Here is a 15,293-nt window from a genome sequence, read left to right as displayed (position 1 = left end):
GTGGTCCTCCACAGGGTCACTGGGAAAACGGGTCGGAACGATCCTTCTCCCGACGGACCCCGTCCTACGCCCGAACGCTCGGATGTTCACGGGAAGAAAGCAACGCGAAATGCCGGTGCCACGACCGGGGAGGTTCGCCGGTCGCCGGAAAGCCGCCCGTCGCGGAGCGCGGAAGTGCGGTGTCCCGCGGGGTTGCCGGGGAGGAGCGTTGGGGCGCAAGCGATTTCGGTGACACGAAACCGGCCCGCCTGCGTTCTCGTCGTTCCTCGGAACGATCACGGCCGACCGACGGGGGCGCCCGGCTTCGCGGTGCGGGTGACCCTGTCGGCATCTGCGAACGTCGCTCCGGCGGGCGGCGTTTCGCCGTCCACCGACGTGCCGGCCCACAGCCTCGGGATCGGCGTGCCGGCCCTGCTCGGGCACCTGACGATCCCCCGATTCGCCCCGCACGCCGCCCCGTTGCCACCGCCGTTGGCAACACTGCCGCATCCCGACGAGATCGGCTCCGCCGCCGCCGGCGACTTCCCCGGTGGTCGTCGCCCTCCTCGACGCGCAACGGCGCCGCTCCCGGGTATCGGGAGCGGCGCCGCGCACGACGTTCGAGTCGGTGAGGGGGCCGCCTCACGGCGGAAGGCACACCGTGGCTCCAGCCGAGCGGTATTCCACGGCGGCAATGGTTGGGCCCGGGGGCACACCCTCACCGACGACCATCACAACCGACACCGTCGCGAAATCATTCCCCACCGCCGAGCGGCGGTCGGCGACCGCGCCTACTTGCGCCAGAACAGGTGGTGCGTCACGCCGCTCGGGCTGGGCACGACGTCCAGGTGGAACCGGTCGAGCAGCTCGTCGGGAGAGTCCCACAGGCGCAGTCCGGCCCCGAGCTTCAGCGGCGAGACCACCACATGCATCGTGTCGACGAGGTCGGCCTCGAGGAATTCCCGGATGACGGTGACCCCGCCGCCGAGCCGCACGTCCTTGCCCTGCGCCGCCCGGCGCGCCTGGTCGAGAACCGTGGCCGGGTCGCCGTCGACGAAGTGGAACGTGGTGTCGGAGAGAGTGAACGAGGGGCGCACGTGGTGGGTCATGACGAACACCGGGGTCCGGAACGGCGGCTCGTCCCCCCACCAGCCACGCCACTCGTGATCCCGCCAGGGCCCGCGCTGGGGCCCGAACTTGTTGCGACCCATGATCTCGGCACCGATATTGCGGTCGTAGTCCCGCGTGAAGTGGTCGTCGAGCCCCCGACTGCCCCCGGGATCGGTGCGCATCGGCCAACTGGCGGTCGCACCCGCCCAGGCGAACATCCGCTCGGGGTGATCATGTCCGAACGGTCGTTCGAGACTCTGCTCCTCGCCGGCACCGACACCGTCACTCGACACGTTGAAATTCTGAACTCTCACCAGCTGAGACACGTATTCCTCCTGTGCTGCCGACAACCGATGCCGCACGGCGACATCCACCGCTTCGGGCGTGTGCGCCGCTCTCACGGATGGGTCGGAGTCCCCACCGGGTTCTCGACATCGATCCGCGGGATTTCCGAGAAATCTTCTCGGCGACCGACCGCGCGTCCATGTCGGCATGGGCGGCACGGGCCGCGGGGTGGTGGTTGACCGTTGGCCCTGATGGTTGTACAACCATAATGATTGTAGGTGAGTAACGAATTATGAGGTGGTACATGTCGTCGTCCACCGGGATCGGCCGCCGCGAGAAGCTCCTCGTCCTGTCGACCTGTTGCCTGAGCCTGTTCATCGTCGGGCTCGACAACACCATCCTGAACGTGGCGCTGCCGTCGATCCGGGGCGATCTGGACGCCTCGGTGTCGCAGCTCCAATGGACCATCGACGCCTACACGTTGGTGCTTGCCGCGCTGCTCATGGTGGCCGGCTCGACGGCCGACCGCATCGGCCGGCGTCGGGTGTTCCAGACCGGGCTCGTGGTGTTCGCCGTGGGCTCCGCGTTGTGCGCCCTCGCACCGGGGCTCGGGTGGTTGATCGCGTTCCGCGTGGTGCAGGCGGTCGGCGGGTCGATGCTCAACCCGGTCGCGATGTCGATCATCACCAACACCTTCACCGAACCCCGCGAACGGGCCCGCGCGATCGGTGCGTGGAGCGCGGTGGTCGGCGTGGCCATGGCGCTCGGGCCGATCGTGGGCGGCGCGCTGGTCGACTCGGCCGGCTGGCGGTCGGTGTTCTGGATGAATCTGCCGGTCGTGCTCGTCGCCATCGTGCTCACCGCGCTGTACGTGCCCGAGTCCAAGGCCGCGCGTCCCCGGCGGGCGGATCCGGTCGGTCAGGTGCTGGTGTTCGTCTTCCTGCTGTCGCTCACCTACACGATCATCGAGGGCCGCGCCCAGGGATGGACCTCGCCGCTCATCGTCGGCCTGTTCCTCCTCGCCGCCGGCTGCCTGGCGGGTCTGGTGTACCGGTCGCCGCGGCGCGTGGAACCGCTGATCGACCTGCGCTTCTTCCGCAGCGTGCCGTTCGCGGGGGCGACCGTGACGGCCGTGTGCACGTTCGCCGCGATGTCCGGATTCCTGTTCCTGAACACGCTCTACCTCCAGGACGCGCGCGGCTGGTCGCCGACCGAGGCGGGCCTGCGCACCCTGCCGATGGCGGTGATGACGGTCGTGTTCGCGCCGATCTCCGGGCGGCTGGTCGCCCGAATCGGCCCGCGGATACCCCTGGTCGGGGCCGGTGTCGCGATGGCGGCGGGCGCGGCGTTGCTGGTCGGGCTGACGGAGGACACCTCGACCCTGCGCATGGTCGCCGCGTACGGCGTCTTCGGCGTCGGCTTCGGGCTGGTGAACGCGCCGATCACCAATACCGCCGTGTCCGGCATGCCGCGGGCCCAGGCGGGCGTCGCCTCCGCGATCGCCTCGACCAGCCGCCAGTTCGGCCAGTGCCTCGGGGTCGCGGTGGTCGGCACCACGATCGCCTCCGTGCCGGGCACACCCGGCGGTGCCGACCTGGCCGCCGCCACCCACACCGGGTGGTGGATCGTGCTGGGCTGCGCGGGTGCCGTCGCCGTCCTCGGTATGCTCACCACGGGCCGCCGGGCCCTGCGCACGGCCGAGCGTACGGGCGCGGAACTCATGCCCGCGACACCGCCCGCCGGCACGCAGGAGACGACGGACGTGAGGCAATGACCGCATCCCCCGCACACGACGCGGCGAGCGACGCCCCTTCGGATGCCGCCGGGCGAGTCTGGCGGGGGATGCGCGTGCTCGTCGTGGAGCGGCACGATCGCCGCCGCGCGGTGACCGAGGCGACCGGGCTGAGCTTCGTCCGGGTCAAGGCACTGCGGCGGATCGCCGCCGGTCCGATGTCGATGCGCGAACTGGCCGCCCGGCTCGCCACCGACAAGCCGTACACGACGCTGGTCGTCGACGACCTCGAACGGCGCGGCCTGATCGAACGCACCGTCCACCCCACCGACCGCAGGCAGCGCATGCTGGCGGCGACCCCGGAGGGCCGGCGCCTCGCCCGGATCGCGCGCGACATTCTGGACGACCCCCCGGCGACGCTGCGCGATCTGCCGGCGGCGGACCTGGCGGTCCTGGACCGGGTGATCACGGCGCTGGTCGACGCGGACGAGCCGGCGCGCTAGCGGCGCGCCCGCCCGGGGCGGCCCCATCGGTCCCCGGGCCCACTCGAAGACGTACGATGCGAGATCGATCCGGGCGTCGCCCACACCGAAGTCGACGCCGCCGACGTCGTCTTCGCGTTCGAAGACGTACGGGGTCGGGCATGCGTTTCGGTATGGCGGGGCCGAGGGTGGGTAGGAACCCGGGCGTTGTCGGGGCCGATCGGGGAGAGTGCATGACGGCATTGCCGCGCCGAATACGGCGTCCCCTTCCGCGTAGCGGCGGCATCCTCGACGGTCGCTATCGGCTGGGGCAACTGCTGGGCGCGGGCGGCACCGCCGATGTCTTCCGGGCCGTCGATCTGCGGCTGCGGCGGGAGGTCGCGGTCAAGATCTTCCGACCCGGTGTGGCCGCGGTGACGGCGGAACGGTTCTGCCAGGAGGCGGTGTTACTGGGCCGGTTGACCCATCCGGCCCTGGTCACGGTGCACGATGTCGGTTGGCACGAGAGTTCCACCTATGTGGTGATGCGCCTGATCAGGGGCGTCACCCTGCGGCAACACATAGCGGACGGCCCCCTGACACCCGACCGGGTGGCGAGGCTCGGCGCGCGACTGGCCTCGGCGTTGGCACACGTACACGCGGCCGGCATCGTGCATCGGGACGTGAAGCCGTCCAACGTGCTGATCGGCCCCGGCGACGCCCCGTACCTGGCGGACTTCGGCATCTCGCGCCTGGTCGACGAACCCACCCGCTCCACACCCGGCACGATCGTCGGCACCGTCTCCTATCTCGCGCCCGAGCAGATCCTCGGGCACGGCTCCGGCCCCGCGTGCGACGTCCATGCCCTCGGCCTGGTCCTGTTGGAGGCGTTGAAGGGCGAACGCGAATACCCGGGTTCCTCCCTCGACGCGGCCCTGGCCCGCTCGCGACGATCACCGCACATCCCGTCCCACGTGCCGAACGAACTGGCCTCCGCGATCGAGGCGATGACACGTGTCGACCCCGCCACCAGGCCCGACGCCGCCGAGTGCGCCCAGCTGCTCGACGCGGCCGCGCCGTCGTCGGGCCCGCCGGTCGTCCCGGCCCCCGCCGCATCGGGTACGCCGGTGCCGCGGCGGAGACGACGCCGCCTGCCGACCGCGGGTCTGGTCGTCGGCATCGTCCTGGGCGCGTCCGGGGCGACCCTGGCGGCCCTCCACCACCAGGCCGGCGCGGACGCGAACGACAGCCGCCCGGCACCGACCACCGCCCCCGTCCCACCACTCACACAGCCCACGACCCCACCCGTCGTTCCGCCGCCCACCACGTCCGCCCCGACACCCTCGGCACCCCCCACGCGCGCGACCACTCCCCTTCTCCCTCCGCCGCCGGCCACGACCGTCACCGTCCACGCCCAAGTCCCCGCATCCGCCACCGATTCGCCGCCTCGCCCCCCGGACAAGGAACCGAAAAGCGTCACCAAGCCCAGGGAAAAGCGCACCAAACCCGCCGAACCTCCCGGAAAACCGGGCAGGTGAACCCGCCCGGCGGCCGCCGACGCAAGTACCATCGGCCGTTCGTGATCTCATCGATGGGAGAACCACGTGCGGGCGATCGTGGGCGTGACCGTATCCACCCTCATCCTGCTGACGGCGTGCAACGACGGCGATTCCCCGAAGAAGCAGGCCGCGGACCGGCCGGCGCCGACGGCTTCGGCACCGCCGTCGACCGGCACGCCCGCCGCCGGCGCGTCGACGTCGCCGGCCTCGGCGACCTCGACACCGGCCGCCGCCGGGTCACCGGTCCCTTCGGCCACCACCGGCGCCCCGGCGGCACAGGGCGCGTCGCCCGAGGCGGCGATCCGGCGCTTCGAGGAGTTCTTGCACGGCATCGGGCGGGAGGACATCGCCACGCTTTGCGAGATCGCCGGGCCGGCGGCGAAGCAGGCCGAGAACGAGGGCGCCGGCCCGTGCGCCACGTCCTTCGCCGGCATGTTCCGGATGATGTCGGCCACCCAGAAGAAGGCCCTGACCACCGCCACCGTGAACCCCGAGCTGGTCTCCGTACGCGGGACCGACCGCGTCGACATCCCGGCCCGCGCGATCAGGGCCACCATCACCTTCACCAGCGGCGAACTGGGCGATTCCACCCTGCGCTTCATCGACAACGCGTGGTATGTCGTGGACTGACCCCCGGGTTCGGCCGCCCCGACGAGCGGCGGTGCGTCACGCCTTCGGGCCCCCGGCCCGGCCCGCTTTCAGCGCACGCCGGCAGCCTCGAGCAACGCGGTCATCGCGGCCGCCGTCGCCGTCACGCACTCGACGTAGCGCTGCCGGTGCTTCTCCATCCGCGTCGTGGGAACCACGATTCCCACCGCGCCATAAACCTCCCGGCGCGCGTCGAAGACCGGCGCGCCGACACTCGAGATGCCGATGTCCGAGTCCTGCTCGTCCAGGGACCAGCCGCGCTCGCGGGTCGTCCGCAGATCACGATCGAGTTTCTCGACCAGTGCCGAGGCATCGGTTTCGGAGCGGCCCTCGACGCAATTCGCCATCACCGCGGCGCGGCGTTCGTCGTCGAGATGGGCCAGGACCGCTTTACCCGAGGACCGGAGATGTTCGTCCCCGGACCGACCGACGAACAATCCGCTGACCCGAAGCGGCTGCGAGCCCTCGACGAGTATTCTCAGGATCACCCGATTTCCCTCGACCGCCGAGAAATACGAGGTCTCGGCGGTCTGCGCCGCCAGCTTGTCGACACACCCTTTGAGGTTGTCGTCGATGTCGAACCGCCGCTGGTACGCGCGGAACAGCGCGCCCACCCCGTCCCCCAGCGTGAGGGTCAGGTTCTCGTGGCGGGCGATGTACCCGCGAGCGACGAGCGTGCGCAGGAGGTGGTAGCAGGTGGTGATGTTCAGCCCCAGCGCCTCCGACACCTGCTGGACCGTCGGCGGTTCGGGAGCCGCGGCGACGTACTCCAGGAATGTGAGGGCGCGATCAACCGTCTGGAGGGTGGGTTGTTTGGGCGTCCTCTCCGCGGGATTCACGGTCGGAAAGTATCACAGGCGATCACGGATCAGCCTTCCACCAGTGGGCGGTTCAGCCGGTCCGCGCGGGCGTCCCAGGCCTTCACCGGAGCATAGGCGTCCGGGTCGACGACGACGTCGAGCACGGTCGTGGTGGAGCCCGATGCCAAGGCCGTTCCAAGGGCCCCCTCCAACTCCGCGGGATCGCGGACGGTGACCCCCCGGGCGCCGCTCGCCCTGGCCACGGCCGCGTGATCGACGGGGGCGAAGGCGATCGCCGTCGTCGTGGCACCGAAGAAGTAGTTCTCGGCGTGCCGCTGATAGCCGAGGATCGAATTGTTGAGGATCACCACGACCACCGGGATGTCCTCGCGCACGGCGGTCTCGATCTCCGACCACACGTGGGCGAAGCCGCCGTCCCCGACGATGGCGATCACCCGCGACGACGGTGCGGCGATCTTCGCGCCGAGCGCCAGCGGGACACCCCAGCCGAGGCCCGCCAGACCCCGTGGCACGAGAAACCGCTGTCCCGCCCGGCGCGCGGTGAGGTAGCCGGTGACCCAGACGGACGCGTAACTGGCGTCGGCGACCACGATGTCGTCGGGCCCGACGAGTCGATCCAGGATCCCGAGCACCCGCTCGGGCGCGATCGGCGCGCCGGCAGAGGACACGAGGCAATCCCTGCGCGCGTGATGGGCCGCACGCCCGGCCGCGATCTCGCGCACCAGGTCGGCCGCGGCCGATCTGCGCAGGCCCAGGTCGAGCCGCCCCAGTTCGTCGACCAGATCGTCCAGCGCCGAACGTGCGTCGCCCACCAGGCGCAGCGCCTCGTAGTTGCGTCCGATCTCTTCCGGATCGACGTCGATGTGGATGTAGCGCGCGGAGGGCGAGGTGAGTGTCCACGCGTCCGTGCCGTTCTCGTTCGTGCGGGTGCCGACGAGCAGGACGACGTCCGCCTCCGCGATCAACGGGAGATGGAAGTGCGTCGGGCCGTTCAGGCCGGTGATGTTCGCCGCCACGCCGAGCGACAACGGTGCGGTCTCGTCGACCGCGCCCTTCCCCATGTTCGTGGTCGCCACCGGAAGGTACGCCGACTCCTGGAGGGCGACGAGTTGCGGCACGGCGCCCGACACGTGCACGCCGCCGCCGGCGATGACGACGGGCGAACGGGCCGCCGCGAGCAACGCGGCCGCCTCGCGTACGGCCGAGGCCGCCGGGCGCGGGCGATCCAGCGGAAAGGCACCGAGCGCCGCCGTCCGCGGAAACCGGCTCGCCTCCGCGGGGAGGTCCAGCACGTCCTTCGGCAGGAGCAGCACCACCGGTCCGGGACGTCCGCCGGTCGCGGCCGTGATCGCGAGATCGACGTAGTCCTCGGCCCGGCCGGGGTCGTCGACGCGTCGCGTCCACTTCGAGACACCACCGAACAGGGCGGTGTGGTCCAGCTCCTGGAAGGCGTTGCGATCGCGAGTGGCCGCGGGCACCTCCTGGACGAGAACCAGCATGGGGACGGACGCCTTGAGCGCCTCCGCCATCGGCGCCACGAGCAGCGTGGCCGCGGGGCCGTTCTGCGCCGCGACTACGCCGATCCGGCGCGAGATTCGGGAGAAGCCGTCCGCCATCACGCCGGCGGCGTTCTCCGTGCGGTACAGGATCTGGCGGATGCCGATCTCCTCCGCCGCCAGCAACAGCGCCGTCGGGTTGCTCTGTCCGTAGATCGTCGTGACCCCGTGCCTGGCGAGGGCCGCCGCGATGACATCAGCCACGGTACGTCCCATGACTCCTCCGTTTCATTATCTGAAGCAAGTTTCAAATCGTGAACCTAACCCCTCCGGACGGCCGCGGCAAGACCGGGCGGCGCTCGGATTTCATTTATTGACATCAAATTCACTATCTGACACGTTCGAAGGGTGAGAGTGGGGCACCCCCGACCTCGACTCCGGAGGGCCCGCGCGAGACCGCGCGCTCACACCGAACGAAAGGGCTGACACCATGGCCTCGATCCCCACGGCCGGCGGTTCGATCGACAGCGCCGACCTCGGACGGACCCTCGTCCACGAGCACGTCTTCGTCCTCGGCGAGGAGCATCGCCTCAACTACCACCACGACTGGCGGGAATCGGAGATGTCGCGCCGGGCGGTCTCCGAGCTGACCGATCTGAAGTCCCGGGGCATCGACACCATCCTCGACCCGACCGTGCTGGGCCTCGGACGCTACATACCGCGCATCCAGGACATCGCCCGCCGGATCGAACTCAACATCGTGGTGGCCACCGGTCTCTACACCTTCAACGACATCCCCATGCAGTTCCACTACCGGGGGCCCGGGCTTCTCTTCGACGAACCGGAGCCGCTCACCAGGCTCTTCGTCTCCGACCTCACCGAGGGAATCGCCGACACCGGGGTCCGCGCGGCCTTCCTCAAGTGCGCGATCGACGAGCCGGGACTGACCCCCGGTGTCGAGCGCGCCATGCGGGCGGTCGCCCGCGCCGCCACGGAAACCGGCGCCCCCATCACCGTGCACACCAACGCCGCCGAGCGGACCGGCCTGATCGCCCAGCGGGTGTTTCGCGAGGAGGGCGTGGACCCGGCGAAGGTGATCATCGGGCACGCCGGGGACACCACCGACCTCGACTACCTCACCCGGCTCGCCGACGAGGGGTCGTTCCTCGGCCTGGACCGGTTCGGCCTGAACGGCTTCCTCTCGTTCGACGACCGCGTCGGCACCCTGATCGCACTGATCGAGCGCGGCTATCTCGACCACATCGTGATCTCCCACGACGCGTCGTGCTTCATCGACTTCTGGGACCCGACCGCCAAGGACACCCTGCTGCCCCAGTGGAACTACCGGCACATCAGCGACGACGTGATTCCCGAACTTCGCCGACGCGGAGTCACCGACGGGCAACTGGAGACGATCCTCGTGCACAACCCGCGCCGGTACTTCGAGCAGTCGTGACCCGAACCGGTACTCCGATCCCGCGACTTGCCGGGGTGACCTCGCTCCTGCAGATCTGCTTCGTCGTCGACGACCTGCACACGGCGATGGCCGACTTCGGTACCTGCTTCGGCGCGGGCCCGTGGTTCCTCGGACCGGAACCGACCGACGACCCGAACGGCACGGTTCATCGGGGAGTCCCGACCCCACTGGGCGCCCGCATCGCGCTGGGCTACACCGGCGCGCTCATGCTCGAACTCGTCGAACCCTTGCCGGGATCCACGACCGTCTTCTCGGACAGACTCGCCGAATCCGGCCCCGGACTGCACCACTTCGGCTTCGGGACCACGAACCTCGACGCCACCCTCCGGGAATTGGCCGATCGCGGCCGAACCCCCGTCTTCACCAGCCGCACCCCACGCGGCGCCCGCATCGTCATGGTCGAGGACACCACCGGCCACGGCGGCCTCGAGGAATACATCGAACTCACCCCGGAGGGCGAGGCCTTCTACGCGACCATGCGCGCCGCGGCCGAGAGTCGGGACGGCAGGGAACCGATCCGCGCCGAAGCCACCCCTCCGCATCCGTCGTCACCCGACCCCTGACCCCCTCCGAGGCGAGGGCCCGAACCCTTGGATCGTCCCGATCGCGCGGAGGCGCCGGATGTCGGTTCCTGCGACTGGGGGAGGATCGGGCGGGTGGATTCCTCGTTGGCGGAGGTCGTCTCCGTCGTACTGCTTCTGGGCGTGCTCGCGTGCGCCGTCGTTCGCCCGTTCGGTCTGCCGGAGGCGGTCGTCGCCGTGCCTGCGGCGGGTGTGGTCGTCGCCATCGGAGCGATCTCACCCGCCCATGCCGGTGACGAGGCGGCGCGGCTCGGGCCGGTGATCGGGTTCCTCGCCGCCGTTCTGGTGCTGGCCCGGCTGTGCGACGACGAGGGCCTGTTCCACGCCTGCGGGGCGTGGATGGCCCGAACCGCGGCGGGACGCCCGCGCCGCCTGCTGGTGCAGGTGTTCGTCGCCGCCTCGGGGATCACCGCGGTACTGAGTCTGGACACCACCATCGTGCTGCTCACCCCCGTGGTGTTCGCCACCGCCGCCCGGCTCGGCGCCCGCGCCGAACCACACGTCTACGCCTGCACCCACCTGGCGAACACCGGCTCGCTGCTGCTGCCGGTCTCCAACCTCACCAACCTGCTCGCGTTCGCCGCCAGCGGATTGAGCTTCACCCGCTTCGCCGCCCTGATGGTCCTGCCCTGGTTGGTCGCCATCGCCGCCGAGTACCTGGTCTTCCGGCGCTTCTTCGCCGCCGACCTGGACGCCGGCGCCCAGGCTCCGCCCACCGCCGAACCCCGCGAGGTGCCGCTGTTCGCCCTGGTCACCGTGGCCTGCACGCTGGCCGGATTCGTGCTGACCTCCGCGGTCGGCGTCGACCCCGCCTGGGCGGCCCTCGCCGGCGCCGTGGTCCTGGCCGCGCGGGCCCTGATCCGGAGGCGCACCACGCCCACCGCCATCGTGCGCGCCGCCGCGATCCCGTTCCTGGCCTTCGTCCTGGCCCTGGGCATCGTGGTCCGCGCGGTCGTGGACAACGGCCTCGCCGACGCCCTGGGCCGGCTGATCCCGAACGGCACCGGCTTCGCGGCCCTGCTCGCCATCGCGGCACTGGCGGCACTGCTCGCGAACATCGTCAACAACCTGCCCGCCGTGCTGGTGCTGCTGCCGCTGACCGCGCCGTCCGGGCCCGGCGCCGTGCTCGCGGTACTGCTCGGCGTCAACCTCGGCCCCAACCTCACCTACGCCGGCTCCCTGGCCACTCTGCTGTGGCGGCGCATCGTGCACGAACACGACGGCGAGGTCGAACTCGGCAGATTCACCCGACTCGGCCTGTGGACCGTACCCGCCGGCCTGCTGCTCTCCGTGCCGGCGCTGTGGCTCTCCCTCGCCGTCATCGGCGTCTGATCACCGGGAGGAAGAGCCGGCGCGGCGTCGGGCGCGACCGTTACGGGCCGGCGACGGGCTCCGGGGCGGCTTTCGGGTCCCGGGAGTCGCCCGACTCGACCTGGCGCGGGCCGTACACCCGGCGCAGCCCGTACGCGGCGAGCACGACGGCGAGGCTGCCCAGGCTCGTGAACAACTGGGTGCGCTGGTCGTCGATGACCGCCATGGCGACCAGCACGGCGACGAAGCCCGCCATCACGATCCAGGTGAGGTAGGGGAACAGCCACATCCGCAGCGTCAGCCGCTCCGGGGCCTCGCGCTCCAACCGGCGGCGCATGCGCAGCTGCGAGGCGCCGATCATGACGTACATGAAGATGGCGATCGCGCCGGAGGAGTTGACCAGGTACGTGAACACGGTGTCCGGCGACAGGTAGGCCAGCACCACCGAGACCCAGCCGACGACCGTTCCCGCCAGAATCGCCCGGACCGGGACGTTGCGCCCGCTGGTCCTGACCGACCACTTGGGGGCGTCGCCGTGCGAGGCCAGTGCGAAGAGCATGCGCGAGGACACGTACACCGACGAGTTGAGCACGCTGAGCACGGCGGTGAGGATCACGATGTCCATCACCGTTCCCGCGCCCGGCAGGCCGATGATGTCCCACGCGGCGACGTACGGGCTCGCCAGTACCTCGGCGCCGTCCCACGGGACGATCGTGACGACCAGGAAGATCGAGCCGACGTAGAACAGGATGATCCGCCAGATGATGCCGGTGGTCGCCTTGGCCACGGAGCGCTCGGGCTCCTTGCTCTCGGCGGCGGCGATGGTGACGATCTCGGCCCCGCCGAAGGCGAAGATGACCACCACGATCGCGGAGAAGATCGAGGTGAAGCCGTTCGGCGCGAAGCCGCCGTGCGAGGTGAGGTTGGCGAAGTCGAACGAGCTGCCCGGCCACGCGCCGAACACGTGCAGCCCCCCGACCACCAGGAACGCGATGATCGCGGCGACCTTGACCGAGGAGAACCAGAACTCGAACTCGCCGAAGGACTTCACCGACAAAAGGTTCGTCGCCGTCATCACCGCCATCAGGGCCATCGCCAGCACCCACAGCGGCAGATCGATCCAGGCGTGCAGGATCGCCGCGCCCGCGACCGCCTCGACGGCCACGATGATCACGTAGTAGTACCAGTACAGCCAGCCGATCGTGAACCCCGCCCAGGGCCCGATGGCACTGCGCGCGTAGTCCGAGAACGAGCCCGAGGACGGCCTCGCCACGACCATCTCGCCGAGCATGCGCATCGTGCACAACACCAGCGCGCCGGCGAGACAGTACGACACGATCGCGGCCGGTCCGGCGGTCTTGATCACACTGCCGCTGCCGACGAACAGACCGGCCCCGATCGCCCCGCCGATCGCGATCATGGCCATGTGCCGGTTGCGGAGCGAACGGCTGAGTTGTGGTTGCTCGGTCGGGGATGTGGGCTGCGACGACATGGAGACTCCTGCGGGGCGGGGAACGAGAGAGGTGGGAGGGGACGGGCGCGACCGGTCAGGTCCAGTCGCCCTCGCGGCCGGCGCCGATCACCCAGGTCAGGGCCCGGAACCGGCGCAGCGCCTCGCGGGCGTCGGGGGCCGCCAGGCGCACGGTGCGTGGGCCGACGACGTCGACCCCGCCCATCGCGCTCGCCCGTTCGGCGAGGTAGGGGCTGTCCACGTCGACCTCGACCACGTGCGGGGCGGGCCTCGCGCGACCCCGATCCACGGGGCTCGCCGGCGCGGCGGCGGCCTCGCGGCGGATGTCGGCCGCCGTCGCGGCGGGCGTACGGCAGATCGCCGCGTGCCGGGAGAGCGCCGTCTTCACCGTGACCGTACGACAGCCCGGCGCGTAGCGCCCGGCCGCGGCGCAGGTCAGGTCGTCACCGGTGACCAGTACCACCGGCACGCCGGCCTCGGCGGCGACGAGTGCGTTGAAGCTCCCCTCGTCGACGGCGCGGCCGTCGACGCGTACGCCGAGCACGCTGTGCGAGAGGTAGGTGTGGGCCAGCACGCCGGCCTCGCCCGCGCCGGTGTGGTAGCCGATGAACGCCAGCGCGTCCACGTCGAGTTCGAGGCCCTGGAGCATGCCGAGGGGTTTGTTGCGGCCGACGATGAGCACCGCGCGCGGGTCGAGTTCCTCCAGGAGCACGTTGTCCATGCCGCAGTGCGCGTCGTTGACGATCACCTCGTCGGCGCCGCCGTCCAGGAATCCGGCCACCGCCGCGTTGACGTCGCCGGTGAGCAGGCGCCGGAAACGTTCGTAGCGCGGGTTGCCGGCGCGCACGTCGGCGGGCAGCACCGTGCCGGTGGCGCCCTCCATGTCGGCGGAGATCAGGACGCGGGTCATACCGCCACCTCCCCGGGTTCGGGACGGTCGTGCTCGGACGGGTACCCCGAGGAGGTCGCGGACCCCAGGTCCACGAGGGCGTGCACATGGGCCGCGCCGCTCTCCAGGACCACTTCGCGGACGGTCTGCGCCTCGCGGACGATGGCCAGGCGCACCTCGTCGTCCACGACCCGGTAGCCGTACACGGCCGGTCGGGGCAGCGAGTTGTAGGCGAAGTGGGACGAGAAGTAGTACGCGCCGGTGTCGTACAGCGCGACCACGTCGCCCGGTTCGAGCAGCGGGAGCGGGCGCCCGACGGCGGTGAGGTCGCCGGCGAAGCAGCACGGGCCGGCGACGTCCTGGATCTCCTCCGGCGTGCGCTTGGGTCGGCCGTGCGCGTCGAAGGCGCCCACGCGCAGCGGCCACGCCTCGGGCATGAACACGGTCCGGGTGGCGACCTGCGCGCCCGCGTGGGTGATCGCGATCCGTCGGCCGCCGGCGCTCTTGGTGTACTCCACGAGCGAGGCGATCGTGCCGTTCTTGGCCAGCAGCGAGCGGCCGAACTCGGTGACCAACTCGTAGCGGCCGTCCAGGAGTTCGGGCACGGCTTCGCGCAGCTCGGCGACGTGGTCGGCGAACGTCGGGTCGTCCTCGTCGGCGGCGAAGTTCACCGGCAGGCCGCCGCCGATGTCCAGGCCGGTGATCTGTCGGCGGCCCAGGACGGCGTTGACGTGCTCGGCCAGTTCGTAGGTGGCCCGCAGGCCGGCCGCGATCAGGGACAGCGGGCAGCCCTGGGAGCCGACGTGCGCGTGCAGCCGGTTCAGCCACGGCCGGCGGGCGAACGCCTCGACCACGGCCTCGACGGCTCCCGGGTCGCGCAGCGCGATGCCGAACTTGGACGTGGTGGTCGCGGTGCTCATCGCGCCGATCGTGCCCGCGCCGACCTGCGGGTTGACCCGGATCCCGATCGGCCCCGTCGCGGGCCGCTCGGCCACGATCGCATCGATCCGCGCCAGTTCCTGGAAGTTGTCGACGTTGACGGCGATGCCGCGCGCGAGGGCGTACCGCAGTTCCTCGACGGTCTTGGCGGGGCTGTCCAGAACGAGCCGTTCGGGGGTGAACCCGGCCGCCAGGGCCTGTTCGAGCTCGCCCGGCGAGGCGACCTCGCAGCCCATGCCCGCGTCGGCGAGCAGGCGCAGGACCGGGACCAGGCCGCACGCCTTGGCGGCGAAGGTGTGCAGTACGGGGGTGTCGCCGAACGCCGCCGTCAGCGCGTCGACCGACGACCGGATGCCGTCCACGTCCAGCAGTCCCAGCAGGGGCTGCTCCGGGCCCAGCAGCCCCTGTTCGACCACTCGGGCCAGGGCCGCCTCTCGGGCCGATCGACGCCGTCGGGCCGCTGCGGAAGTCACGTGCACCACACCTCGGAGATGTCGAGTGTTCGCGACCCGTTCGAGTCGCATGCACAGCTTG

Annotated in this window: 13 protein-coding genes; 7 read left to right on the top strand and 6 right to left on the bottom strand. The window is 71.0% G+C overall.

From position 1 onward, the window contains the following. Positions 1 to 770 precede the first annotated feature (770 nt). Entirely contained in the window at positions 771 to 1,415 is a 645-nt protein-coding gene (locus tag EMA17_RS02260) for a dihydrofolate reductase family protein (RefSeq protein ID WP_126635133.1), read from the bottom strand. 263 nt (positions 1,416 to 1,678) lie between these two features. On the opposite strand from EMA17_RS02260, the gene EMA17_RS02255 reads away from it, so the two are divergent. The 4 genes from EMA17_RS02255 to EMA17_RS02240 all read left to right on the top strand — a co-directional run bounded on the left by EMA17_RS02255 (position 1,679) and on the right by EMA17_RS02240 (position 5,756). Further along, positions 1,679 to 3,148 carry an MFS transporter gene (locus EMA17_RS02255; protein ID WP_126635132.1) on the top strand — a complete coding sequence of 490 codons (1,470 nt, stop codon included), beginning with the start codon at positions 1,679 to 1,681 and terminating at the stop codon, positions 3,146 to 3,148. Next, entirely contained in the window at positions 3,145 to 3,609 is a 465-nt protein-coding gene (locus EMA17_RS02250) for a MarR family winged helix-turn-helix transcriptional regulator (protein ID WP_126635131.1), read from the top strand. Before EMA17_RS02255 ends, EMA17_RS02250 begins: the two co-directional genes overlap by 4 nt. A 212-nt stretch (positions 3,610 to 3,821) precedes the next feature. Then, on the top strand, positions 3,822 to 5,105 hold the full coding sequence (locus tag EMA17_RS02245) for a serine/threonine-protein kinase (RefSeq protein ID WP_160161281.1): 1,284 nt from the start codon (positions 3,822 to 3,824) through the stop codon (positions 5,103 to 5,105). Between the two features lie 84 nt (positions 5,106 to 5,189). Beyond that, positions 5,190 to 5,756: a hypothetical protein gene (locus EMA17_RS02240; RefSeq protein ID WP_126635129.1), complete on the top strand. Its 567-nt coding sequence runs from the start codon at positions 5,190 to 5,192 to the stop codon at positions 5,754 to 5,756. Between the two features lie 68 nt (positions 5,757 to 5,824). Here the strand turns inward: EMA17_RS02240 and EMA17_RS02235 are convergent, their stop codons facing one another. Beyond that, positions 5,825 to 6,613 (bottom strand): IclR family transcriptional regulator, encoded by a 789-nt coding sequence (locus EMA17_RS02235; RefSeq protein ID WP_126635128.1) that lies wholly within the window; start codon positions 6,611 to 6,613, stop codon positions 5,825 to 5,827. A gap of 29 nt (positions 6,614 to 6,642) precedes the next feature. Then, complete coding sequence (locus tag EMA17_RS02230) at positions 6,643 to 8,367, bottom strand: acetolactate synthase catalytic subunit (RefSeq protein WP_126635127.1); 1,725 nt, start codon at positions 8,365 to 8,367, stop codon at positions 6,643 to 6,645. Positions 8,368 to 8,581: 214 nt separating this feature from the next. Between EMA17_RS02230 and EMA17_RS02225 the strand changes: the two genes are divergently transcribed. From EMA17_RS02225 to EMA17_RS02215, 3 genes are all read left to right on the top strand, one after another. Next, a complete protein-coding gene (locus EMA17_RS02225) occupies positions 8,582 to 9,547 on the top strand; it encodes a phosphotriesterase family protein (RefSeq protein ID WP_126635126.1) in 966 nt (321 codons plus the stop codon). Positions 9,548 to 9,582: 35 nt separating this feature from the next. After that, positions 9,583 to 10,131: a VOC family protein gene (locus EMA17_RS02220; RefSeq protein WP_126635125.1), complete on the top strand. Its 549-nt coding sequence runs from the start codon at positions 9,583 to 9,585 to the stop codon at positions 10,129 to 10,131. A 93-nt stretch (positions 10,132 to 10,224) separates the two neighbouring features. Further along, positions 10,225 to 11,481 carry an SLC13 family permease gene (locus tag EMA17_RS02215; RefSeq protein WP_126635124.1) on the top strand — a complete coding sequence of 419 codons (1,257 nt, stop codon included), beginning with the start codon at positions 10,225 to 10,227 and terminating at the stop codon, positions 11,479 to 11,481. A gap of 40 nt (positions 11,482 to 11,521) precedes the next feature. On the opposite strand, the gene EMA17_RS02210 is transcribed toward EMA17_RS02215, so the two are convergent. The 3 genes from EMA17_RS02210 to EMA17_RS02200 are packed head-to-tail and all read right to left on the bottom strand — an operon-like array spanning position 11,522 to position 15,232. Next, positions 11,522 to 12,952, bottom strand: coding sequence for an amino acid permease (locus EMA17_RS02210; protein ID WP_170222083.1), 1,431 nt, complete (start codon positions 12,950 to 12,952; stop codon positions 11,522 to 11,524). Between the two features lie 55 nt (positions 12,953 to 13,007). Beyond that, the gene (locus EMA17_RS02205; RefSeq protein WP_126635123.1) at positions 13,008 to 13,841 is read right to left on the bottom strand and encodes a M55 family metallopeptidase; all 834 of its coding nucleotides are present in this window, start codon (positions 13,839 to 13,841) and stop codon (positions 13,008 to 13,010) included. Next, complete coding sequence (locus EMA17_RS02200; RefSeq protein ID WP_126635122.1) at positions 13,838 to 15,232, bottom strand: type III PLP-dependent enzyme domain-containing protein; 1,395 nt, start codon at positions 15,230 to 15,232, stop codon at positions 13,838 to 13,840. Before EMA17_RS02200 ends, EMA17_RS02205 begins: the two co-directional genes overlap by 4 nt. Positions 15,233 to 15,293 lie beyond the last annotated feature (61 nt).

The sequence above is a fragment of the Embleya hyalina genome, assembly GCF_003967355.1.
GTDB lineage: Bacteria > Actinomycetota > Actinomycetes > Streptomycetales > Streptomycetaceae > Embleya > Embleya hyalina.
Note: the sequence above shows the minus strand (reverse complement) of the source record. Positions and strands in the feature narration are given on the sequence as shown.

What these genes read in the sequence shown, in the direction of transcription:
- EMA17_RS02245 (WP_160161281.1), top strand. Translation starts at nt 3,822, where the DNA reads ATGACGGCATTGCCGCGCCGAATACGGCGTCCCCTTCCGCGTAGCGGC.
- EMA17_RS02255 (WP_126635132.1), top strand. Translation starts at nt 1,679, where the DNA reads ATGTCGTCGTCCACCGGGATCGGCCGCCGCGAGAAGCTCCTCGTCCTG.
- EMA17_RS02205 (WP_126635123.1), bottom strand. Translation starts at nt 13,841, where the DNA reads ATGACCCGCGTCCTGATCTCCGCCGACATGGAGGGCGCCACCGGCACG.
- EMA17_RS02210 (WP_170222083.1), bottom strand. Translation starts at nt 12,952, where the DNA reads ATGTCGTCGCAGCCCACATCCCCGACCGAGCAACCACAACTCAGCCGT.
- EMA17_RS02250 (WP_126635131.1), top strand. Translation starts at nt 3,145, where the DNA reads ATGACCGCATCCCCCGCACACGACGCGGCGAGCGACGCCCCTTCGGAT.
- EMA17_RS02230 (WP_126635127.1), bottom strand. Translation starts at nt 8,367, where the DNA reads ATGGGACGTACCGTGGCTGATGTCATCGCGGCGGCCCTCGCCAGGCAC.
- EMA17_RS02225 (WP_126635126.1), top strand. Translation starts at nt 8,582, where the DNA reads ATGGCCTCGATCCCCACGGCCGGCGGTTCGATCGACAGCGCCGACCTC.